The sequence below is a fragment of the Corynebacterium sp. HMSC056E09 genome (assembly GCF_001813425.1).
GTDB lineage: Bacteria > Actinomycetota > Actinomycetes > Mycobacteriales > Mycobacteriaceae > Corynebacterium > Corynebacterium hesseae.
The window spans coordinates 168481-188308 of the sequence record NZ_KV812513.1 but is presented as its reverse complement, the minus strand read 5'-3'; the positions used below and the strand labels follow the sequence as shown (position 1 = coordinate 188308).

The window sequence follows — 19828 nt, the reverse complement described above, 5'->3', positions numbered from 1 at the left end:
ACCCATGATTTCTGCAGTCCTTATTGCTAACCGCGGCGAGATCGCCGTCCGTATCGCCCGCACCGCGCGCGACATGGGCATCCGCTCCATCGCCATTTACTCCGAAGCCGATGCCGGCGCCCTGCACACTCAGGTGGCTGACGAAGCCTACGCGCTGCCCGGCAACTCCGCGGCGGATACCTATATGAACGTCCCCGCGCTCCTCGATATCGCCGTGCGCGCAGGTGCCGATGCCATTCACCCGGGTTACGGCTTCCTCTCGGAGAACGCCGACTTTGCCCGCGCCGTGGCCGAGGCCGGCCTGACGTGGATTGGCCCGTCGCCGGAGTCCATCGAGCTGCTCGGTGACAAGATTGCCGCGCGCCGCGTGGCCGAGGAAGTCGGTGCCCCGCTGGCACCGGGTACCTCCGATCCCATCGATGACTGGCAGGAGGCCCGCGCCTTCGCCGAGGAACACGGCCTGCCCATCGCCATCAAGGCCGCTTATGGCGGCGGCGGACGCGGCCTCAAGGTGGTGGAGAACCTCGAGGACATCGAGGCCGCCTTCAACTCCGCCGGCCGCGAAGCCAAGGAAGCTTTCGGGCGCGCGGAGTGCTACGTGGAGAAATTCCTGACCCACCCGCGCCACGTGGAGGCGCAGATTCTGGCCGATACGCACGGCAACGTCGCCGTGCTGGGCACCCGCGATTGCTCCACGCAGCGCCGCTTCCAAAAACTCATCGAGGAGGCCCCGGCGCCCGCGCTTTCCGACGAACAGCGCACCGGCATCCACGAGGGTGCCCGCGCCATCTGCGCGAAGGTGGGCTACACCGGTGCCGGCACGGTGGAGTACATTGTCTCCGAGGATGGCACGATTTCCTTCCTCGAGGTCAACACCCGTGTGCAGGTGGAGCACCCGGTGACTGAGATGGTCACGGGCGTGGACATCATTGCGGAGCAGTTCCGCATTGCCTCCGGCGAACCCCTCTCCTTCGCGTCCGATTCCACGTCTGAAGCATCCGCTTCAGACGCGTCGGACCCCAGGTCCGACGGCCACGCCTTCGAGTTCCGCATCAACGCCGAGGACATTCTCAACGGCTTCGCCCCCTGCCCGGGCACCATCGTGCGCTTCGAGCCGCCGACGGGTCCGGGAATCCGCGTGGACTCCGGCGTGCGCTCCGGCTCCATCGTGCCGCCCTACTATGACTCGCTCGTGGCTAAGCTTCTGGTCTGGGGGCCGACCCGCGAGATCGCCCTGAAGCGTGCACAGCAGGCCCTCCAGGAATTCGACATCGAAGGTGTTCGCACCGTGCTGCCCTTCCACCGCGATATGGTCTCCTCCCAGGTCCTCGTGGATCACGGCGACGCCGACGCCGCAGCCGGTATCTACACCGACTGGCTCGACCACAACTACCGCCCCTCCGCGGAAGCCACGAGCGCTACCGTCCCCGTCGAGGCCATCTACGCGCAGCGCACCCGCGTGGCGCTGGAGATCGACGGCAAGCTGGTCAGCGTGGGCTTCCCCACCGATATGTTGGCGCAGGGGCAGGTGAAGGGGGCGTCGGCAAGCGCGGCCTCCGGTGCCAGCGCCAGCGGCAACGAGGTGACCAGCCCCTACGAGGCCAACCTCGTGGCGTGGAACGTCGAGGACGGCGAGACGGTCGAGGAAGGCCAGGCCATCGCCACTATCGAGGCCATGAAGATGGAATCCGCGGTCAAGGCTCCGGCCGCGGGTACGCTGAGCCGTGTGGCGAAGGAAGGCTCGAGGTTGGAACCGGGCGCGGTAATCGCCACGATTTCCTAAGCAGCGGGCTACTGTAAGTCGCATGCTTGCAGATTCCGTCGCGTCCGCGCTCCGCGCCGCCATCTCCGAGGGCGAGTACATGCCCGGACACCAGCTCAGCGAGGTCCGCGCGGCCGAGCGCTTCGAATGCTCCCGCAACACGCTGCGGGAGTCCTTCGCCATGCTCGCCTCCGAGCGCATCGTGGAGCGCATCCCGCACAGGGGCGTCTTCATCGCCACCCCTGACGGCGATTTCGTGCGCGATCTCTACTTGGCGCGCGCAGCCATCGAGCCGGCCGCGGCGCGCTATGCCACCTTCGAGGACCCAGGCGAGCTGGTGCGGCTGACAGAATCCGCAGTGCTTAACGACGCTCCCCGCCCCCTCATCAACCAGCGCTTCCACAAGCAGCTGGTCGCCGGTTTGGGCTCGCCGACGCTGGACCGCTCCATGTCGCACCTGCTGGCGCGCATGCGCTTGACCTTCTTGTTGACGCTGGAGCGCTACCCGCAGATTCACGATAACCACGTGCAAGCCAACATCGACTTGGCCCACCTCATTGCGCAAGGTGAGCGCGAGGCGGCCGCCGATGCCTGCCGCGCGGACTTGATGCGCGCGATGGAATCGATTCTCCGGGTCCTCTAACCGCGCCTCCGCGGCACAGGACCGCCCGCGTTTGCAGGTACTTCTTCGCCTGCGGCTCCATTTTCGCCCGCAGGCCTGCCCTGTGTTTACGGGCTCTCTTCGCCTGCGGTTCCGTTTTCGCCCGCGCAAACGGCTATTGACCGGGCTTCGGCTCAGTTCGCAGATGGCATCTTCTAAAAGGCATCAGTCAAAAGGCGTTTTCACGCCTAAAAACGCCTTTTGGGTTGCACACATGGCGTTTTTAGACCCAAAGACGCCTTTTGGCGGATGCCATCTGCGGGATGCCTTTTGTGAGATGCCATCTGCTGTCGGACCACGCGGCAGCGTGCTCAGAAGCGTGCTCAACACCGTAATCGGCGGTGCGCCGCGACTATTGTGAGGCGTCTAGTCACGGAAGGGGCCGTGGCGGCGTGGAGCGAAATTATCAGGCCGAAAACACTCCAGCCGCTGCGGTAGTAACTAAGGGATGAGGAAGTCGCGATCCGGGATGTCGGTGACGAGCATCTTGCCCGGGGCATGTGTGATGGCCAGGCTGGGACGCGAGTTCATCACGATGGCCTGCGGGGTCACGCCGCACGCCCAGAAGACCGGGATGGTGCCCTCAGGGATGTCGACGGCTTCGCCGAAATCGGGCTGCGACAAGTCCTCGATGCCGATGGCAGCAGGGTCGCCCACGTGAACCGGGGCACCATGGACGCCCGGGTAGCGGGAGGTGATGCGGACGGCATCGGCAACCTGGCTCGCGGGGATGGGGCGCATGGAGACAACCATCGGCCCAGAGAAGACTCCAGCCGGCGCGCAGGGAATCGAGGTGCGATACATCGGCACGTTGCGGCCCTGATCAATGTGGGCGATGGAAATGCCGTTCTCCACGAGCGCATTCTCAAAGGTGAAGGAACAACCGATGAGGAAGGAGACGATGTCGGCGGAGTAGAAGGGGGGAAGCGTCGTCAAGCGTCTGCGTAAGCTGGCCATCCTCATAGATGTTGTAGGCCGGGATGTCCGTGCGAATATCCCCGCCCGGGATGAGCTCAGAGGTGAACTGCCCGGCCTCCAGCACACCGACGATGGGGCACGGCTTGGGGTTGCGCTGTGCAAAGAGGAGGAAGTCGAAGGCGTACTCGCGCGGCAGCGCGATGAGGTTAGCCTGCATGAAGCCGCGGGCGTGGCCGGCGGTGGTGGTCATGTCGTGCGCGCGGGCGAAGGCGCGCACATCTGCGGGAGTCTGCATTATGCCCATAGTTCAACGATTCCCGAGATGGATTTAACGCCAATGAAGATTTCCAGCGCGAGCGCCAAGACGCCGGCGATGAGCAGCCACATCGGCTGCTTGACGCCGTGGGTGAGGTCATGGCGCTTGAACGCGACCCACATCACCATGGCGAAGGCGATGGGCAGGATGATGCCGTTGAAAGCACCCGCGAAGATGAGAAGTTTTTGCGGTGCGGAATTAAGAATGCCGAAGAGAATGGCGCAGACCACAATGAAGCCGACGGTGAGGAAGTTGCGGGTCCGCGGGCTGACCTTCTGGGTGGTCACGAAGGTAATGGAGGTGTAGGACGCGCCGATGACGGAGGACAGGCCGGCCGCGAAAAGGACGACACCGAAGGCGCGAAGGCCAAACTCGCCGGCGGCCTGGCGGAAGGCGTCGGCGGCCGTGTTGTCCTCGGAGAGCGCAACACCCGTGGCGACGACGCCCAGGACCGCGAGGAAGAGCAGCACGCGCATGATGCCGGTGACGATGATGCCGAGCACGGAGGTCTTCGTAATCGCGCCGACGTTCTCCGGGCCGGACAGGCCCGAGTCGATGAGGCGATGTGCGCCGGCAAACGTAATGTAGCCGCCCACCGTGCCACCGATGAGGGTGGTGATGACGAAGAAGTCAATGCTTTCCGGCATGACGGTATTCTTCAGGGCCTCACCCACCGGCGGCTGGGAGACAATCGCCACGTAAAGCATGAGCAGAATCATGATGGCGCCCAGCGCGGCGACGATGCGGTCAAGCGCGACGCCCGCCCGCTTGGACAGGAAGATGAAGATGGCGATGGCCGAGGCGATGAGGCCACCGATGCGTGCATCGATGCCGATCATGGCGTTTAGGCCCAAGCCGGAGCCGGCGATATTGCCGATGTTGAAGACAACGCCGCCGATGAAAACTAGGACAGCGAGGAACCAACCCAGGCCCGGCAGCACAGTGTTACCCAGCTCGTTGGCGCGCATGCCGGAGACAGCGAGGATGCGCCAGACGTTGAGCTGGATGGCGATGTCCACAATGATCGACAGCGCAATAGCGAAGGCGAAGGCCGCGCCCATCTGCACGGTGAAGACGGAGGTTTGGGTCAAGAAGCCCGGGCCGATGGCAGAGGTGGCCATAAGGAACATGGCGCCGGCCATGGCGCCGATGCCCTTGGGGGCTTGCGCTTCTTTCGGCGCGTCCTGTGTAGTTCCCTGGGCTGCTTCCTGGGAAGCTGCGGAGGAATTGGTTGATTCCAAGCTCATTGTTGGGCACCTTTCGTGACGAAGGTCGCATTTAACGATGGTGAAAGCATAAGGGTTGTTGAACAATCTGTAAACAACGCGGGGGTGGCGCACGTTACACCCACGCCATAACTACAGCCCCTCACACACCTTCCAGTGAAGCTCCGTTGCACGCGGCGAAAAAGTGACCTAGGATACCTAGTTAACTAATGATGATTCGTTAAACCTACGGAGGAGCTCATGCCCCAAGACATCTACATCGCGGGCGCCGCGCGCCTGCCCGTCGGAAAATTTGGTGGTAGCCTGGCCCGACTTTCCCTCACCGAGCTCGGTTCGCTTGCCGCCGAAGTGGCTATTGATCGTTCGGGGCTAACTGGTGCAGACCTCGATACCGCCGTAGCCTCCAACGTCATGCCCGTCGTGCCGAAGGACCTCTACCTCTCACGCGCCATTGCCAAGAACGTCGGCATGCCGGACTCCTCCACTGCGATGGGCGTCAACCGCCTGTGCGGCTCCGGAGTCCAGGCCGTCATCAGTGCGGCCCAACTTCTGCAGTCTGGCGACGGCGCCCTGGCGCTGGCCGTCGGCGCGGAATCTATGAGCAACGCGCCCTACTCCGTCGAAGGCGCACGCTTTGGCAAGCGCATGGGTGACGGCAAACTCTATGACTGGCTCACCGGCGCGCTCTCCTGTCCCTTCGGCACCGGCCATATGGGCGTAACCGCGGAGAACGTCGCTGCAGATAACACCATCACCCGCGAGCGCCAGGACGAGTTCGCCGCCGAGTCCCAGGCGCGCGCCGCCCAGGCCCGCGCGGAGGGCGTCCACGCGGAAGAAATCGTCCCCGTCGGCGAGCTGGACTTTGATGAAGCGGTGCGAGAGACGGACGTCGAGAAGCTGGCGAAGCTCAAGCCGGTCTTTGTTAAGGACGGAACCGTCACCGCCGGCAACGCCTCCGGCATCAACGATGGTGCGGCAGCCGCCGTGCTGGCCACCGCGGAAGAGGTGGCCAAGCGTGGCTTGGACCCGCTGGCGAAGATTGTGTCCTGGTCCATCGCGGGCGTGGACCCGACGCGTATGGGCATCGGCCCTATCGCTGCCGTCCCGAAGGCGCTGGATAAGGCCGAGCTGAGCTTGGAGGATATCGACCTCATCGAATCCAACGAGGCTTTCGCCGCCCAGGCCATCGCCGTGCAGGACCAGCTGGGCTTCGCCCCGGCGAAGACGAATATCTATGGCGGCGCCGTTGCGCACGGCCACCCGGTCGGTGCCACGGGCGTCATCCTGCTGACCAAACTGGCGTATGCACTACGCCGCGAGGGCAAGCGCTATGGCCTGGTCACCATGTGCATCGGCGGCGGTCAGGGAATCGCCATGACTATTGAGAATGGAGAAAAGTAAATGAGCATCACCAAGGTAGCCGTCATCGGCGCAGGTTCCATGGGTTCGGGCATCGCCGCGCTGTGTGCGTCGGCGGGCATGGACGTCGTGCTGCTGGACCAGAACGCGGAAGGCGCGCAGCGCGGCGTCGACATCCAGCTCAAGCGCAAAGGCTTCCACCTGCCAGAGTTCGCCGAGCGCGTGCGCGCCAGCGATGACTACGCGCTGTTGGAGGACCGCGAGTGGGTCATCGAGGCCATCTTCGAGGACCTCGGCGCCAAGCACTCGCTCTACGAGGCCATCGAGCCTTATTTGTCTGCGGATGCTCTGTTGAGCTCGAACACCTCGACCCTGCCGCTGGCCTCCCTCCTGGAGGGCGTGCCGGAGGCCCGCCGCGAGAAGTTCGCTATCACGCACTTCTTCAACCCGCCGAAGGTCATGCGGCTGGTGGAGCTCATCGCTTCTGGAGAGACCGAGGACACGCTGCGCACGACCATCGAGCAAACCCTGGGCAAGATTGCGCTCGAATGCCGCGACACCCCGGGTTTCATTGCCAACCGCGTGGGCTGCTACTGGATGGCCGCCGGTGTGGCACGCGCCCGCGAGTTCGACGTGAGCTACGAGCTTGCCGACGCCTCCTTCGGCCGTGCCTTCGGCATTCCGCGCACCGGTATTTTCGGGCTGCTCGATTACATCGGCCTCCAGCTGGTCAAGCCGATTTGGAAGTCTTTGGAGACGGCCCTGCCGGCGGGCGATCCGCTTCTTGACGTCCCCCTCGGCGATGACTCCTTTATCGAAGGTCTCGTTTCTCGAGGGCTCACCGGCCGCACCGGTGACGGCGGCTTTTACCGCGGCCGTGACGAGGTCATCAACGCCTCCTACGAATACGTACCCCGCACTCAGCCCACCGATCCTGTCGTGGGACTCAAAGATCCGCGCGAGGTCATGGAGACCGATTCGCCGGGCGGCCGTTTTGCCCGCGCCGTCTTCCTCGGCACGCTGGCGTACTGCTGCGAGGTCGCACCTGACATTGCGGACCACGTGGGCCTCATCGACGAGGGCCTTACTCTTGGTTTCGGCTGGAAGAAGGGCATCTTCGCGCTTGCCGACGCCATCGGCATCGACTGGGTCGCCTCCGCCTACGGCTCCAACGTCCCGGCCTTGGTCTCCGCCGCGGCTTCGGCGGGCGGTTTTTACGGCAAGGGCTCGGTGCTCTCTTCTCAGGGAGAACGTCAGGAACTCGCGCCGCGCGAGGGTGTTGTCACCCTGGCTTCTCTGGATGCGGAGACCATCGTGTCTCAGGAGGCGGGCGCTGTCCACGCGGTCTCCACCCCGGCTGGCCGCATCGGCATCATCGACCTACACACCCCGATGAACTCCCTGCCAACGCCCGCCCTCGAAGTCATCCGTGCCGCTCTGGGCGCCGTGACCTCGGAGAACCTCGTCGCGCTGGTTATTGGTAATGACAAGCCGGTTTTCTGCGCGGGCGCAGACCTCGCTTCCATCGCTTCCGCTGGTGAGTCCGGCGATGCCTCGCTCGTCGAATCCCTCCTTTCGGACGGCTCGACCACCCTACGCGCCCTTAAGTTCGCCCCGGTTCCGGTCGTGGCCGCTGTGCGTGGCGTCGCTCTGGGCGGCGGCTTCGAAACCGCTCTGGCCTGCGACCGCATCGTGGCCCACGCCGATACCCGCCTTGGCTTCCCGGAGCGCACCGTGGGCCTCTACCCCGGCTGGACCGGCACCATCTCCTCGCTGGAGCGCCTCAAGGCGGCCGGTGTCGAAGACTATCACCAGAAGGCCTTCGATTTCATCGCGTCCGCCCGCAACTTCTCGTCTGCTTTCGAGGCACAGAAGGCTGGCTTTTTGTCCTCGGATGATGTCGTGCTCATGTCCTACGACCACGTCCTCGCCCGCGCTATGGAGGAGGCCGCCACCCTGGCCGGCTCCTACACCCCGCCGGCCGATGAGGAGATTGAGATGTACTCCGGCTCCCCCGCCCTCGACCGCGATTGGCCTATCGAGGGCACCACCGAGAATGACCACGTCATCGTGGCCAAGCTCGCCGAGATGTACACCGGCTCCGGCTCGCTGAGCTTCACCGAGTTCTGCGACCGCGAGGTGGAGTACGACGTACCGCTGGTCCTCCTGCCCGCCAACGTGGAGCGCGCCAAGCACATGGCAGCCACCCGCAAGCCCCTCAATAACTAGCCTCGGCCGCTTCCGCTTCCCAACCTCGCTCCCTTTTTCGGAGCGGGGTTTCTCCTTGTTCTTTGCGACCTGGACCGGCAATTGACAGGCAGGTTTATGCTGGTCATTTGCAAGTTTGAGCTGGGCATCCTCTTTACAACTTTTAGCCTTGCACATGGTTCCACTCAAAAGGCATTAGTCACATGGTTTACTTGCACCCAAGTAAACCATCTAGGCGTTTACAAACGGTTCGTTTGCCCCAAACAAACCTTCTCACTAATGCCTTCTGAATGAAACCATCTGCCGGCGCTTTCGCGCTGGCAAGGAGTCTCGCTAGGCTGAACGAGGTTGCACGGTGTTTAACGCACCGCGCACCTCGTTAAGAACCCGTTCTCGGTTCTGGAGAAGATCCCGTGGTGAGTAACGCAACACGATGTATCCGAGATTCTGAAGGTATTTCTCTCTTTGCCGCTCAGCCCGTATCACCGCTTCGGTAGATTTTCCGTAGGTCGCTCCGTCGTACTTCACAGCGCCGTCTATTTCCATGATGATTTTGCCGTTGATAAACAAGTCCGGCCGATACCCACCCTGAAGCTCTGGCTGAACCACGAGTTTCTTTCCTAGGCCTTCCACAATCAACATGCCGCGAGCAAAGGACTCATAGGGAGATTCGGCGAGGGTGGTGGCATGCGAAACTACTCTCCTAGCTTGAGCTGCACCTTTTACACGGCCCATTGCCGTGATCATTGACCGTAGTTCGTCAACGCTAACGAGTCGTTTGCGCAAAGCGGAGTCGACAGCCATCAACCCTTCCTCAAACGTCGCAAGCCGTGCGACGTCGATGCAGGTGCGCGCAACCGACGTGCACCGAAGCCCGAAGCGCTCCATAATGTCTGAGGTTGGCAGCCACATTTTTCGGTACATCACCTTACTATCCCATTGCCGTCGCGGCGGAACTGTTTTGGATTGCCGTGCTAGAACAACCTGTGCGTCCCGAGACGACAGCGTCCACAAGCCCAACAGTTTGGCCGCAGATCTTTCCACGAGAACTGACCGATGCGCGCTACGTCCGAAGGCAACGATGTCAAAGAGATGGCGTTGATAGTAAGGAAGAGTTGAATAGTACTCGCTGTTTATAGCGTAACGCGAGGTGAGGCGAATAAGTTCACCTGAAGCAATCTGTTTCCACACGGGGTGGTTGTTCGAAAGGGGTCGTAGGTAAATGAGGTGTGAATCGTCAATCATGCTTCCATCATCGTGGCTTCCAGCCCTCAAAAGCTACGGTCGATTCCCCGCCTGTGGATAACTTCAACTCATCCATCGAATTGGCTGATCCTTCAACAAAGTAATCCACAAGGTTCCACTCACAAGGCTTCACTCAGAAGTCTCTAGTCAAAAGGCTCGTTTGCACCCAAGTAAACCTTCTAACAGCACAAAGAAGGTTCGTTTGCCCCCAAACAAACCTTCTCGCTAATGCCTTATGAGCAGAACCATCTGCGACCGCTCACGGCGGTTCCAGCAGTAGCCTCCCCATTAGGACTCGAACCTAGAGGGGCCGCGATAGTGGGGAAAAGATGGGCACGGTGAAATAGGGGCCACTTCGAAGCGCTACTTGTAGGCCGAGAAGCCCGTAATCTTCTTGCCCATAATGAGGGACTGCACGGTATCCGTGCCCTCGTAGGTGTGCATCGCCTCGATGTCAGCGAAGTGGCGCGCGATGTCGTTCTCCAGCAAAATGCCAACCCCGCCAAGCATGTCGCGGGCATCGGAGGCGATGCGGCGAGCAGCACGCGTGTTGTGGAGCTTCGCCGCCGAGGCCTGCTCCGGCAACAACGTACCTGCGGTTTCGCGTAATGAGACCTCACGGCACGTAAGCATCATCTGGCTCAAATCCAGGACCATGTTGGCCAAGCGCTGCTGAATGATCTGTGCCTTCGCCAGCTCGCGGCCAAACTGGACGCGCTCGAGCACATACGAGCGGGCAATCTCATAACAGGCTACCGCCGAACCCAGCGCCATCCAGGACACGCCAATGCGAGTGGAGGTCAGGACGCGGGAAACGTCCTTGAAGCTGCGACAACCTGGAAGCTGGTTGGCGGCGGGAATGCGACAATCGGTCAACGTGATGTGTGCCTGGTGGATGGCACGCAGGGAGAGCTTGCCTTCAATCACGGTAGCGGAGTAGCCGGGGGTTTCCTGTGGGACGATGAAACCGCTGACGTTACCGTCTTCCATACGGGCGTAGATGATGGTGATGCCGCCGGAGGCACCGTTGCCAATCCACTTCTTCTCGCCGTTGAGGACCCATTCGTCGCCATCGCGAACCGCGGTAGTTTCCAAAGCGATGGAGTCCGAGCCGTGGTCCGGTTCGGTCAGCCCAAAAGCACCGAGCAGCGAACAAGATGCCATCTGCGGCAAGTACGAAGCCTGCTGTTCCGGAGAACCAAGCATCGAAATTGAGCGCATGGCCAGCCCCGCCTGCACCGCAATCACCGTGCCCATCGAAGCATCGGCACGCGTGACTTCCATGAGCGTCAAGCCAGCGCCAAGCGTGGACATCTGTTCATGGCCTTCCACCGAAAGCCCATCGGTCATCACGTCCAGCTCCCCCAGACGCTGAACCAAGTCCAGCGGATACTCCGCGGCCTGCCAGTGCCGGTTAATCACCGGGTCGGAGTAGTCGCGGAACTGCGCCGCGCGCTTCCACCCCGCAGCATCGGCCTCAGAAAGGCTGTCAAAGACACCCAGGAAATCAGTGGTGGACTCGAAGAGGTTGTGGGACATGGTCAATTCTCCAACTAACAGGCAATACGAATGGCTATTAGTGTTAATTGTGACCTGACTCTCCCCAGGCTGTCAAGTGTCTCATCACAACGCGCGGCACAGCCGGGATTCGGAACGATAACCAGACTCCAGGGCCAGTATCTCCCCCAGCCAACCTTCACCCTGCCCCCGCAGGTATACTAACCGCCATTAGCTCAATGAGGAGGACACCCACCATGGCCAACCAGAGACGCCGCGACCAAATCGCCGCCGCCGCACTCGACCTCTTTGACCAGCGCGGCTACCACGCCACCGGCATGGAGGACATCGCCAAAGCCGTCGGCATGCGCGCCTCCAGCCTGTACAACCACTTCTCCTCCAAACAGGAGCTCCTCGCCGAAGTCACCATCACCGCCATGGAGGACCTCCTTCGCGCCAACGCCGCTTGCCTCGCCGGGCTGAAAGACCCCCGCGACAAGCTCGTCGCCACCATGAAAGCCCACGTCATTTACCACGCCACCCACGCCCGGCGCGTCCGCGTGGTCAACAACGAGCTCACCAACCTCGAAGAGCCCCACAAATCCGTCGTCCTGCAACTGCGCCGCGATTATGTCGCCCGCTGGATGGCCGTGGTCAACGAGGGCGACTTCCACGCCGAAAACCTCAAAATCGCCTGCTGGGCGCTCATCGACATGGGCATCGGCGTCGCCCAATGGTTTAGCCCCGACGGTGACTACACCGCCGAGGCTTTAGGTGATATGTACGGCCAGTTCGCCCTGCGCCAACTTACCTAAGAGCTTACCTAGGGCGCGCAGCCAATCTGCTGCTCTTCCTCACGCCCATCCGGGTACTGCACGCGCACGCGGGAGTAGACCTCGGCGTGGTATCCACACGCCACGCGCTTGTCGACGACCACCTTCACCCGATCCTCATTGAACGTGCCTTCCGCACAATTGGGGTCACAGTCATTCTCGATGGCCACGCCATCCGCCTCCGCAGAATCGTCTCCCCAGCGCTGCCAGTCCAACTCGTTGACCAGGTAGTTATTATCCGCGCACGCTAGTGAGATGCGGTCCGGGCCCTCCAGACCCGTCACGGACACGCAGTCCAAGATGGCGGTGGCATCGATGGTGGTTTCCACGTCCGGCCCCACCAGGCCCACCACGCGCACCAGCTGGCCGGTGGCGGGCAAGACGGAGAAGGAGACGCGGTCGGAATCGCGAATCACGGTCACCAGCTGGTCCTCGCCTTCGCCCTCGACGGTGCCGACCTCGTTGCCGTCGGCTTCCGCCAGCATGTCATAGGCAATCTTTTGCTGCTCACTGCTCAAGCCCGGCTGGAGCAGCAGCTCCAGCGCGCCCAGCGCGCGGTTCGGGAAGGAATCCGCCAGCTTCTCCAGCCCGGCGCGGTCGGACGCGATGACGAGGTCCTCCGGGTTGATGGAAGGCTGCGGGTCAAAGCCCGGCACTTCGCCCTGCGAGGAGACCTCCACGGCGCCGCCGGCATCCACCGCATATTCGGTGATTGCCGTGGCATCGCCGAGGGTATCGACGCGCTTCATGTATTCCTTCGCGGTCACGCCCTTATCCACAGCATCGGGCTGGGTTGCGGCTGCCTCGCCGGCCTGGGTCAGTATCTCCGCGGCCGAGGCCACGGGCTCCGAGTTATTGAGCAGCGGGAAGGCACCACCGATGAGCGCAAGCACCGCCACGACGGCCGCGGCAATTGTCCACGTGGGCCGGCCCTTCGTTATCTTTGCGAGGGTCTCTTCGGAACGGGCGAGGGAGGCGTCGTCAAGCGCTGTGTCAGGAACGGGGTTGGCGGCGCGGAGCATATCGAGAGAGCTAGGCATCGGTTTCTCCTGTGAGTTCGGAAAGGTGGGTACGCGCGCGGTGCAGGCGAACGCGCACGTTATTGCGGGAAATGCCGAGGACCTCGGCGATATCGGGGTGGTCGAGTCCCTCCCAGGCATGGAGTGTGAGAATCTCGCGCTCCGCGTGCGGAAGCTGCATCAGCGCGCGAGTGATGTCGAGGTTGGCATCGACGGCGTCATAGCCGGCATAGGATTCCAGCTCATGATCATCGAGGTTCTCCGTCTCTCGGCGGGTGCGGTAAAACTCGCGCATCACGTTGCGGGCGATGCCATAGAGCCACGGCAGCGGCGTGCCGCGCAAAGAGTCGAACCCGGACCAGGCCCGCTCGAAGACGTCGGCAGCTAGCTCTTCGGCGTGGCTCGGTGGGACGCGGCGGCGCAGATACGCCAGCACCGCCGGGTAATGCTCGCGAAACAGGCGGGAAAACTCCCGCTTGCGCGAACCAGGCAAGGTAAGGACAGACACTAATAAAACTCCAGAATGCTAATGGGCTCACTGAGTATGTTGCACTAGACGCCCGAGCGTTACAGCACAGCAACGAAATGGTTTACTAAAGGGGATGGAACCACTCGAGCTCTCCGCCCTGACGGGCACGCAATCGCGCACCTACGGCACGCGCAAGATCACCAAAGACATGATCTCAGCCCCCGTGCATGTGGCTATTGCGCTGTGGGATGAGCGCTGGGATTCCGCCGAAAACGGAACTGTCGACGGCTGGGTCATCGCCGTCAACACCAAGAAGACGCGCTTCGTACGCAAAGGCCAGATCAAGAAGGGCGACATCGTTGAGGTGGCCGTCCGCGAATTTGAAAAGGCCACCAAGGGTCTCCGAGGACGCAGGTGGATCGTCACCGGGCGCCGGCAGGCGGGGTTGCGGGCCGCGCTGGAAAAGCGTGGCTATGCCGTAACAGGGAGTTTTGCGGAGGAGAATAGGGCGTCGAAAAGCGCCAGCTCCGTGCGGCGCAAGCAGGCCGGAATCACCGCGCGCCGTGCCAAGAAGGAAGGCGAGGCCCCGCGCAAGAAGCAAGTAGTAAAGGTGGACACACCGAAGGCGCACTGGTGGCCGAACTTCTCGACGGCCTCCTCCTGGCCCGAGGGGGCCACCGTGCGCATCGCCACGGACGCCTCCTCGGACACGGTGTTCAAGGGCTCCATGTGCTTCGTGGCCAGCAACGGCGACTACCGGTTGCGCACGCGCGAGACGACGGCCAGCACCGATGAGCTCGAGCTCGAATCCCTCACCTTGGCGCTGAAATACCTGCTCAAGGTCGGTGCAACCAAGGCGATCATCGAGTCGGACTCAGTAGCTGCTCTGGAAGCGGTGGAGCAGATTCGGAAGAAGGGCTCGAAGGCGATGCGCTCGCGCGGGGTGTGGCGCGGGCTGTCCTCGGGCTCGCGCTCGCGCTTCCAGCAGGCGTGGCATGACGTGGAGGGAGTCTGCGAGGTAACCATCCGCCGCGTGTTGGGGCATGCGGGCGACCCGCTGAACCGGGCTGCGGATCAGATTGCGTACATGGGCCTGCGGGCGATTGCGCATCCGATGAAGCAATCGCAGGCAACGCTCAAGGAAGGAATCACGAAGGCGTTGGCCAAGCTCTAATTCGGGCTTTGGTTCACTGGTGACATAGGCTAAGCCATATGAGCAATCCCTTTGACTCCAACCCTTTTGAGGAGCCGGACAAGCCTCTCCCCGGCCGTGGGTCGAATCCTTTCGCGGAACCCGCGCGCGAGTCAGACGCGAAGTCTTCGGCGAACCCTTTCGTTGACTCGTATGAGGCGCCGAGTGTGGAGCCCTTTGCTGAACCTATCGCAGAGCCCTTTGCCGAGCCGGAGCGCGCCTACGCCCCAGCTCCGCTGCCTGACCATGCCCCTGCCCAGCAGCCAATGGAAGGCACGATCCACAGCTTCTCCCTTTTCAAGGGGCTGTTGAGTCTGTTTTCGCTCCTCGTAGGCTTCACCGGAATTACTGACGGCGATGTGGCAATGGGCATCGGCTTCGCCTTGCCCGGCGCCTGGTATTTCATCAAGTCACTACAGCAGAAGGCCAACCCAACCACGCCGCAAAAGCGCCACTGGTTTGTCATTTGGCTCATCGCCATCGTGCTCATGTTCTTCGGTGCCTAAGCCACAGTCCGCCACCGCGCAACCACCCGCCGCCACACAATGCGCAGCAGCGAATGAGGAGTCGCCACCACCTCGCGCAGGTAATTCCATGGGCGGTCTTTCCGCGGGGTGCCAACACCATGCATGCGAACCCGAATCCCCAGGTGCCAGGCCCACAGGCGGGTGCGCAGCACGTGGAAGTCATTGGTCACGACGCGGAAATAGTCATAGTCCGGGCACAGCGCGTGGGCGCGCTCAAGGTTTTCGTTAGTGCTGGTAGCCAGCGGCTCCACACGGATCCGCTCTGGGTCCACGCCCCGCTCGATGAGGTAGCGCGCCATCGGCTCCGCCTCCCCGAAACCGGACACGATGATCGGCTCCTCCGGCAGCACGCGCGCCAGCACCACCGCGCGGTCCAAGCGGCTGCGCAGGAGCGAACCGGGCTCGCCGCCCTCCACGCGCGCGCCCAACACCAGAAGCGGAAACTGCATGCCCGCTAGCTTAGCGTGCATACTAGTCAGCATGAGCATGTGCGTAGTCGGTTCCATCAACGCTGACCTCGTGGTCCACACCGCGCGGCACCCGCAGCCGGGTGAAACCCTGCTGGGCAGCGGCGGCACCATCACCGCGGGCGGTAAAGGAGCGAACCAGGCGGTCGCTGCCGCCCGCCTGGGTGCTCAGGTCAGCTTCGTCGGCGCGGTGGGCAGCGATGCCTACGCCAAGCCTGCGATGCACTACTTGCAGGCCAGCGGCGTGGACCTCACGCACGTCGAAGCCAGCGAGGAAGTGACGGGCTTGGCGGTCATCACCGTGGATAAGCAGGGAGAAAACACCATCATCGTGGTGCCGGGGGCCAATGCGCTTGTCGACGCTCCCTTCGTCACCGCCCACTCCTCCCCCATCACCGAATCGGAACTCATTCTGCTCCAAGGCGAGGTTCCGGCGGAGGGTTGTGCCAAGGCCATCGAGCTGGCAACAGGGCGGGTCGTGGTTAACCTCGCACCGGTCATCGAGGTTGAAAAGGAAGCGCTCCTGCGTGCCGATCCGCTGCTAGCCAACGAGCACGAGGCCGGGCTCATCCTGGAGCAGCTGGGCCTTAGCGGCGAGGGCGCGCCGGAGGAGCTGGCGCGGCGCCTCACGGAGGCCGGCTTTGTCTCGGTGGTCCTCACACTGGGCGCGCGGGGAGCGCTCGTGGCCGAAGGGGCTGAGCTTGTCGACGTTCCCTCCCCGCAGGTCACCGCCGTCGACACGACCGGCGCGGGTGACGCCTTCGCCGGCGCGCTGTGCGCGAGACTACTCCACGGCGACGACCTCGTGGAGGCCGCCACCTTTGCCGCTCGAGTTGGGGCTTACGCCGTCACCGGAGAAGGCGCGCAGGCCTCCTACCCCGATCTCAAAAGCAAGCTTCCCAGCTAATTACTCCCCGAGGAGCTGGGAGCGCAGGTTCTCGTCCTTCTTCTCCACCTCGGCGGCCATGTTCTCTTGGTAGGCCACCATCTTGTCCACCAGTGCCGGGTCACCCGCGGAGAGAATGCGCACGGCAAGCAAGCCGGCATTCTTCGCTCCGCCGATGGAGACGGTGGCCACCGGCACGCCGCCCGGCATCTGCACGATGGAGAGCAGCGAATCGAGCCCATCAAGATCCTTCAACGCGCGCGGTATGCCGATCACCGGAAGCGGCGTGGCCGCGGCGACCATGCCCGGCAGGTGAGCCGCGCCACCGGCGCAGGCGATGATGGCCTTGAGGCCGCGCTCGTGCGCGGACTTGGCATAAGCCAGCATCTTTTCCGGGGTGCGGTGCGCGCTGACAACGCCTACCTCGAAGGGCACGCCGAACTCAGCGAGCACCTCTGCGGCGGGCTTGACGGTGGGCCAATCGGAATCAGAGCCCATGATCAGGCCGACGAGTGGTTCCATAAAACTCTCCTTAGTAAATAGGTTTCAAGCTCGCTGCGGGCTTAAGCCCACTGCGCGTGGACGAGGAAGTGGGCGGCATCGTGGGCGATGCGGCGGGTTTCCGCCACGTCCTCACCGACAACGTTGACGTGGCCAATCTTGCGGCCCGGCTTGTGGTCCTTTCCATAGAGGTGGACCTTCGCCTCTGGGTAGCGCTCCATCACTTCGCGAACGCGCTGGGGTATGGGCATCTGTGGATCTTCTTCGGCCCCCAGCACATTGGCCATCACTGTGACCGGGGCCAGGGCTGCGGTAGAGCCCAGCGGCAAGTCCAGTACGGCACGCAGGTGCTGCTCGAACTGCGAAGTCACGCAGCCATCCTGAGTCCAGTGGCCGGTATTGTGCGGGCGCATGGCCAGCTCGTTGACGGCGATATCCTCCTCAACAACCGCGCCCGGCGCGCCGGAGGCGGAAGCAATGATGGAGCCGGCGTCTTGCTGCGTGGCGAAGGCAAAGAGCTCCACCGCCAGCACGCCGGTAACGCCAAGTTCGGTGGCCACCTTGATGCCCACCTGCATGGCGCGCTCGGTCAACTCCGGCGAAAGGTTCGGGGCGGGGGCAAAAGCCTCGGCACAGATGCCGTCCCGCTGCACGGACTCGGTGACCGGCCAGACCTTCACCTCGCCGGAGGGGCGGCGGGCGACGAGCACGGACAGCTCGCGGGTGAGGTTGACCTTTTCTTCGGCCATGAGCGGGGTATTGGCCGCAAGCAGCTTGGCGACGAGCGGCTCCAGCTCCTCCGTGGACGGGAACCACACGCCATGGCCGTCGTAGCCGCCGCGGCGGGCTTTGAGGCACACGGAACCGTCGACAAGCGCGGCGAAATTCCGTGCATCCTCCACCGACTCGATGGCGGCAAAGCGCGGCACTGGGGCGCCCAGCTCGGCCAGTTTCTGGCGCATGAGCAGCTTGTCCTGCGCGTAGAGGAGGGCGGAAGGCTGGGGCTGGACGTTGAGGCCGTCGGCGATGAGCGCCTGCACGTGCTCGGTGGGAACGTGCTCGTGCTCAAAGGTGATTGCATCCGCGCCGTCTGCGGCGACGGTGAGCACGTCGAGATCGTGATAGTCACCGAGAACGACGTCCGGAATCACCTGGGCGGCGGACTTATCCGGCGCGGAGGCTAGCACGCGCAGGTGGATGTCGAGCTCGGCGGCGGCTGGCTGCATCATGCGTGCAAGCTGGCCGTCTCCATAAACAGTAACGAGGGGTTTGTGTTGTTCACTCACTCTTCCAATACTAGCCTTGGGGCCATGATCGTCCGGCATACCATCTTTCAGAACTCCCTCATGACCGCCCTGTTGGATGGCATTTACGACAGCGCAATGACCATCGGTGAGCTCTTGGGCAAGGGCAATTTCGGTATTGGAACCTTCGATGCGCTGGACGGAGAGATGATCATCCTCGACGGGGTGTGCTACCAGCTGCGCGGCGATGGCACCGCGACGGTGGCTGACTTGGACCAGGGCACGCCGTTTGCGGTGGCGACGAACTTCGTCCCCCGTATTAAGGTGGCCGCACCCAAGGGTCTGAGGCGCGAGGAGCTTTCGGCATTCATCGATGAGGTGGAGCCTTCCGCTAACTTCATGTACGCGGTGCGCATCTCTGGGCGGTTCAGCAACGTGGTGACCCGCACGGTGGTCAAGCAGAGCAAGCCCTACCCGCCGATGGCGCAGGCGGTGGGCGGTGACAAGGAGCTGCGCTTTGACGACGTCGAGGGCGTCATCGGCGGTTTCCGCACGCCGGTCTTTGAGAAGGGAATCTCCGTTCCCGGATGCCACGTGCACTTCATCGACGCTGCGCGCACCTCCGGCGGGCATGTGCTGGACTACACGGTGGATGAGGCCACGATTGAGCTCTGCCCCGGCACGGACCTCGATCTGCGCTTGCCGCTGACCCACGAGTTCCGCTCCGCCAACTTGGCGCCGGAGGACCTAGACCAGCAGCTGCATACGACGGAGATTAAGGACTAACCCCAGACCGGTTGCTCGTTGAGGATGTCCTCGACTCGTTTGGCCTTGGGGATGGAGGGGAAATACATCGGCTTGTCATAGCCATGAAGTGCCAGCGAGATCCCACCGCGGCGGCGGCGCGCACCGCGGATATCGGTGAGTGGGATCGAATCAACGCGTTTGCCTTCGCGGGCGATGACGCGCAGGTTGGTCACGATGAAGCGCTTGCGGCGGGCTTTGATGAGGGGAAGGACAAAGCGCCAGACGGCAAGCAAGGCCCATATAGCTACTAAGCCATTGCGAAGCGCTAGGTCAATGCCGTTGTAGTCACACCAGCCGATGGCGATCCAGCACACCCCAGTAATCACGACGAGCTCTAGAAAAGGAAAGAGCAGCGTGCGAAACGGGGCGGTCATGTCCGCGCGAACAACCTCGCCGCGGCCCATCTGCATGAGGTTCATGGGGCACATGGTACCTCCCGTCCACGTACACTCCATTCCTCCCCTGTTCACGGCTGGCTCTGGGTTATTTTGGCAAAGAACACCGCAAATGGCATCTCACAGAAGGCATTAGTCAAAAGGCGTCTTTGGGGCCAAAGACACCTTTTGCGGGTCTGTAGATGGCGTTTTCAGGGGCAAAGACGCCTTTTGACTAATGCCATTTGATAGATGCCTTTTGACAGACGCCATGTGGAAAGCACCGTAACTGAGTGCCCTGGATGAGTGCCCTAGTT

18 protein-coding genes and 1 pseudogene are annotated in these 19828 nt (G+C 62.8%); 9 read left to right on the top strand and 10 right to left on the bottom strand.

What is annotated here, in order from left to right; translation table 11 throughout:
• Nucleotides 1-4: 4 nt before the first annotated feature.
• Entirely contained in the window at nucleotides 5-1783 is a 1779-nt protein-coding gene (locus HMPREF2912_RS10285) for an acetyl/propionyl/methylcrotonyl-CoA carboxylase subunit alpha (protein WP_070684049.1), read from the top strand.
• A 22-nt stretch (nucleotides 1784-1805) separates the two neighbouring features.
• Nucleotides 1806-2405 carry a GntR family transcriptional regulator gene (locus HMPREF2912_RS10280; protein WP_070523521.1) on the top strand — a complete coding sequence of 200 codons (600 nt, stop codon included), beginning with the start codon at nucleotides 1806-1808 and terminating at the stop codon, nucleotides 2403-2405.
• 459 nt (nucleotides 2406-2864) lie between these two features.
• On the opposite strand, the pseudogene HMPREF2912_RS10275 reads toward HMPREF2912_RS10280, so the two are convergent.
• Together HMPREF2912_RS10275 and HMPREF2912_RS10270 are read right to left on the bottom strand one after the other, a co-directional pair.
• Nucleotides 2865-3645 (bottom strand): annotated as a pseudogene (locus HMPREF2912_RS10275) (putative hydro-lyase).
• Nucleotides 3636-4799, bottom strand: coding sequence for an NRAMP family divalent metal transporter (locus tag HMPREF2912_RS10270; RefSeq protein ID WP_185963349.1), 1164 nt, complete (start codon nucleotides 4797-4799; stop codon nucleotides 3636-3638). Before HMPREF2912_RS10270 ends, HMPREF2912_RS10275 begins: the two are co-directional and overlap by 10 nt.
• A gap of 324 nt (nucleotides 4800-5123) precedes the next feature.
• Between HMPREF2912_RS10270 and HMPREF2912_RS10265 the strand changes: the two genes are divergently transcribed.
• Entirely contained in the window at nucleotides 5124-6284 is a 1161-nt protein-coding gene (locus HMPREF2912_RS10265) for an acetyl-CoA C-acyltransferase (RefSeq protein ID WP_070523527.1), read from the top strand.
• The gene (locus tag HMPREF2912_RS13350) at nucleotides 6285-8471 is read left to right on the top strand and encodes a 3-hydroxyacyl-CoA dehydrogenase/enoyl-CoA hydratase family protein (protein ID WP_070523530.1); all 2187 of its coding nucleotides are present in this window, start codon (nucleotides 6285-6287) and stop codon (nucleotides 8469-8471) included.
• A gap of 312 nt (nucleotides 8472-8783) precedes the next feature.
• Here the strand turns inward: HMPREF2912_RS13350 and HMPREF2912_RS12750 are convergent, their stop codons facing one another.
• Together HMPREF2912_RS12750 and HMPREF2912_RS10250 are read right to left on the bottom strand one after the other, a co-directional pair.
• A complete protein-coding gene (locus tag HMPREF2912_RS12750; RefSeq protein ID WP_083306381.1) occupies nucleotides 8784-9695 on the bottom strand; it encodes a DUF559 domain-containing protein in 912 nt (303 codons plus the stop codon).
• A 363-nt stretch (nucleotides 9696-10058) separates the two neighbouring features.
• Nucleotides 10059-11234, bottom strand: coding sequence for an acyl-CoA dehydrogenase family protein (locus HMPREF2912_RS10250; RefSeq protein ID WP_070684047.1), 1176 nt, complete (start codon nucleotides 11232-11234; stop codon nucleotides 10059-10061).
• A gap of 215 nt (nucleotides 11235-11449) precedes the next feature.
• Between HMPREF2912_RS10250 and HMPREF2912_RS10245 the strand changes: the two genes are divergently transcribed.
• Nucleotides 11450-12007, top strand: a complete 558-nt coding sequence (locus tag HMPREF2912_RS10245; RefSeq protein ID WP_070521308.1) for a TetR/AcrR family transcriptional regulator — start codon at nucleotides 11450-11452, stop codon at nucleotides 12005-12007.
• An 8-nt stretch (nucleotides 12008-12015) separates the two neighbouring features.
• Here the strand turns inward: HMPREF2912_RS10245 and HMPREF2912_RS10240 are convergent, their stop codons facing one another.
• Both HMPREF2912_RS10240 and HMPREF2912_RS10235 read right to left on the bottom strand, forming a co-directional pair.
• A complete protein-coding gene (locus tag HMPREF2912_RS10240) occupies nucleotides 12016-13065 on the bottom strand; it encodes a hypothetical protein (RefSeq protein WP_070684045.1) in 1050 nt (349 codons plus the stop codon).
• Complete coding sequence (locus tag HMPREF2912_RS10235; RefSeq protein ID WP_070521314.1) at nucleotides 13058-13552, bottom strand: RNA polymerase sigma factor; 495 nt, start codon at nucleotides 13550-13552, stop codon at nucleotides 13058-13060. Before HMPREF2912_RS10235 ends, HMPREF2912_RS10240 begins: the two co-directional genes overlap by 8 nt.
• Nucleotides 13553-13646: 94 nt before the next feature.
• Between HMPREF2912_RS10235 and HMPREF2912_RS10230 the strand changes: the two genes are divergently transcribed.
• Together HMPREF2912_RS10230 and HMPREF2912_RS10225 are read left to right on the top strand one after the other, a co-directional pair.
• The gene (locus tag HMPREF2912_RS10230) at nucleotides 13647-14687 is read left to right on the top strand and encodes a ribonuclease HI (protein ID WP_070531032.1); all 1041 of its coding nucleotides are present in this window, start codon (nucleotides 13647-13649) and stop codon (nucleotides 14685-14687) included.
• Between the two features lie 38 nt (nucleotides 14688-14725).
• Nucleotides 14726-15211: a hypothetical protein gene (locus HMPREF2912_RS10225; RefSeq protein ID WP_070564864.1), complete on the top strand. Its 486-nt coding sequence runs from the start codon at nucleotides 14726-14728 to the stop codon at nucleotides 15209-15211.
• On the opposite strand, the gene HMPREF2912_RS10220 is transcribed toward HMPREF2912_RS10225, so the two are convergent.
• Entirely contained in the window at nucleotides 15208-15681 is a 474-nt protein-coding gene (locus tag HMPREF2912_RS10220) for a YdcF family protein (RefSeq protein WP_070565080.1), read from the bottom strand. The genes HMPREF2912_RS10225 and HMPREF2912_RS10220 overlap by 4 nt on opposite strands.
• Nucleotides 15682-15712: 31 nt before the next feature.
• Between HMPREF2912_RS10220 and HMPREF2912_RS10215 the strand changes: the two genes are divergently transcribed.
• The gene (locus HMPREF2912_RS10215) at nucleotides 15713-16606 is read left to right on the top strand and encodes a ribokinase (protein ID WP_070564867.1); all 894 of its coding nucleotides are present in this window, start codon (nucleotides 15713-15715) and stop codon (nucleotides 16604-16606) included.
• Here the strand turns inward: HMPREF2912_RS10215 and purE are convergent, their stop codons facing one another.
• Both purE and HMPREF2912_RS10205 read right to left on the bottom strand, forming a co-directional pair.
• Nucleotides 16607-17107 (bottom strand): 5-(carboxyamino)imidazole ribonucleotide mutase, encoded by a 501-nt coding sequence (purE, locus tag HMPREF2912_RS10210; RefSeq protein WP_070531038.1) that lies wholly within the window; start codon nucleotides 17105-17107, stop codon nucleotides 16607-16609.
• 41 nt (nucleotides 17108-17148) lie between these two features.
• Nucleotides 17149-18411, bottom strand: coding sequence for a 5-(carboxyamino)imidazole ribonucleotide synthase (locus HMPREF2912_RS10205; RefSeq protein ID WP_070564869.1), 1263 nt, complete (start codon nucleotides 18409-18411; stop codon nucleotides 17149-17151).
• On the opposite strand from HMPREF2912_RS10205, the gene budA reads away from it, so the two are divergent.
• Nucleotides 18397-19116, top strand: a complete 720-nt coding sequence (budA, locus tag HMPREF2912_RS10200) for an acetolactate decarboxylase (RefSeq protein ID WP_070684042.1) — start codon at nucleotides 18397-18399, stop codon at nucleotides 19114-19116. The genes HMPREF2912_RS10205 and budA overlap by 15 nt on opposite strands.
• Here budA and HMPREF2912_RS10195 read toward each other — a convergent pair.
• Nucleotides 19113-19556 (bottom strand): hypothetical protein, encoded by a 444-nt coding sequence (locus HMPREF2912_RS10195; protein ID WP_070521601.1) that lies wholly within the window; start codon nucleotides 19554-19556, stop codon nucleotides 19113-19115. The genes budA and HMPREF2912_RS10195 overlap by 4 nt on opposite strands.
• Between the last annotated feature and the right edge of the window lie 272 nt (nucleotides 19557-19828).

Excerpts from the sequence above, each read along its gene's own strand:
- HMPREF2912_RS12750 (WP_083306381.1), bottom strand. The coding sequence starts at position 9,695 with ATGATTGACGATTCACACCTCATTTACCTACGACCCCTTTCGAACAAC.
- HMPREF2912_RS10270 (WP_185963349.1), bottom strand. The coding sequence starts at position 4,799 with ATGGCCGGCGCCATGTTCCTTATGGCCACCTCTGCCATCGGCCCGGGC.
- HMPREF2912_RS10205 (WP_070564869.1), bottom strand. The coding sequence starts at position 18,411 with ATGCCGGACGATCATGGCCCCAAGGCTAGTATTGGAAGAGTGAGTGAA.
- HMPREF2912_RS10215 (WP_070564867.1), top strand. The coding sequence starts at position 15,713 with ATGAGCATGTGCGTAGTCGGTTCCATCAACGCTGACCTCGTGGTCCAC.
- HMPREF2912_RS10225 (WP_070564864.1), top strand. The coding sequence starts at position 14,726 with ATGAGCAATCCCTTTGACTCCAACCCTTTTGAGGAGCCGGACAAGCCT.
- HMPREF2912_RS10250 (WP_070684047.1), bottom strand. The coding sequence starts at position 11,234 with ATGTCCCACAACCTCTTCGAGTCCACCACTGATTTCCTGGGTGTCTTT.
- HMPREF2912_RS10195 (WP_070521601.1), bottom strand. The coding sequence starts at position 19,556 with ATGAACCTCATGCAGATGGGCCGCGGCGAGGTTGTTCGCGCGGACATG.
- HMPREF2912_RS10240 (WP_070684045.1), bottom strand. The coding sequence starts at position 13,065 with ATGCCTAGCTCTCTCGATATGCTCCGCGCCGCCAACCCCGTTCCTGAC.
- HMPREF2912_RS10280 (WP_070523521.1), top strand. The coding sequence starts at position 1,806 with ATGCTTGCAGATTCCGTCGCGTCCGCGCTCCGCGCCGCCATCTCCGAG.
- HMPREF2912_RS13350 (WP_070523530.1), top strand. The coding sequence starts at position 6,285 with ATGAGCATCACCAAGGTAGCCGTCATCGGCGCAGGTTCCATGGGTTCG.
- HMPREF2912_RS10220 (WP_070565080.1), bottom strand. The coding sequence starts at position 15,681 with ATGCAGTTTCCGCTTCTGGTGTTGGGCGCGCGCGTGGAGGGCGGCGAG.
- purE (WP_070531038.1), bottom strand. The coding sequence starts at position 17,107 with ATGGAACCACTCGTCGGCCTGATCATGGGCTCTGATTCCGATTGGCCC.
- HMPREF2912_RS10285 (WP_070684049.1), top strand. The coding sequence starts at position 5 with ATGATTTCTGCAGTCCTTATTGCTAACCGCGGCGAGATCGCCGTCCGT.
- HMPREF2912_RS10230 (WP_070531032.1), top strand. The coding sequence starts at position 13,647 with ATGGAACCACTCGAGCTCTCCGCCCTGACGGGCACGCAATCGCGCACC.
- HMPREF2912_RS10245 (WP_070521308.1), top strand. The coding sequence starts at position 11,450 with ATGGCCAACCAGAGACGCCGCGACCAAATCGCCGCCGCCGCACTCGAC.
- HMPREF2912_RS10265 (WP_070523527.1), top strand. The coding sequence starts at position 5,124 with ATGCCCCAAGACATCTACATCGCGGGCGCCGCGCGCCTGCCCGTCGGA.
- budA (WP_070684042.1), top strand. The coding sequence starts at position 18,397 with ATGATCGTCCGGCATACCATCTTTCAGAACTCCCTCATGACCGCCCTG.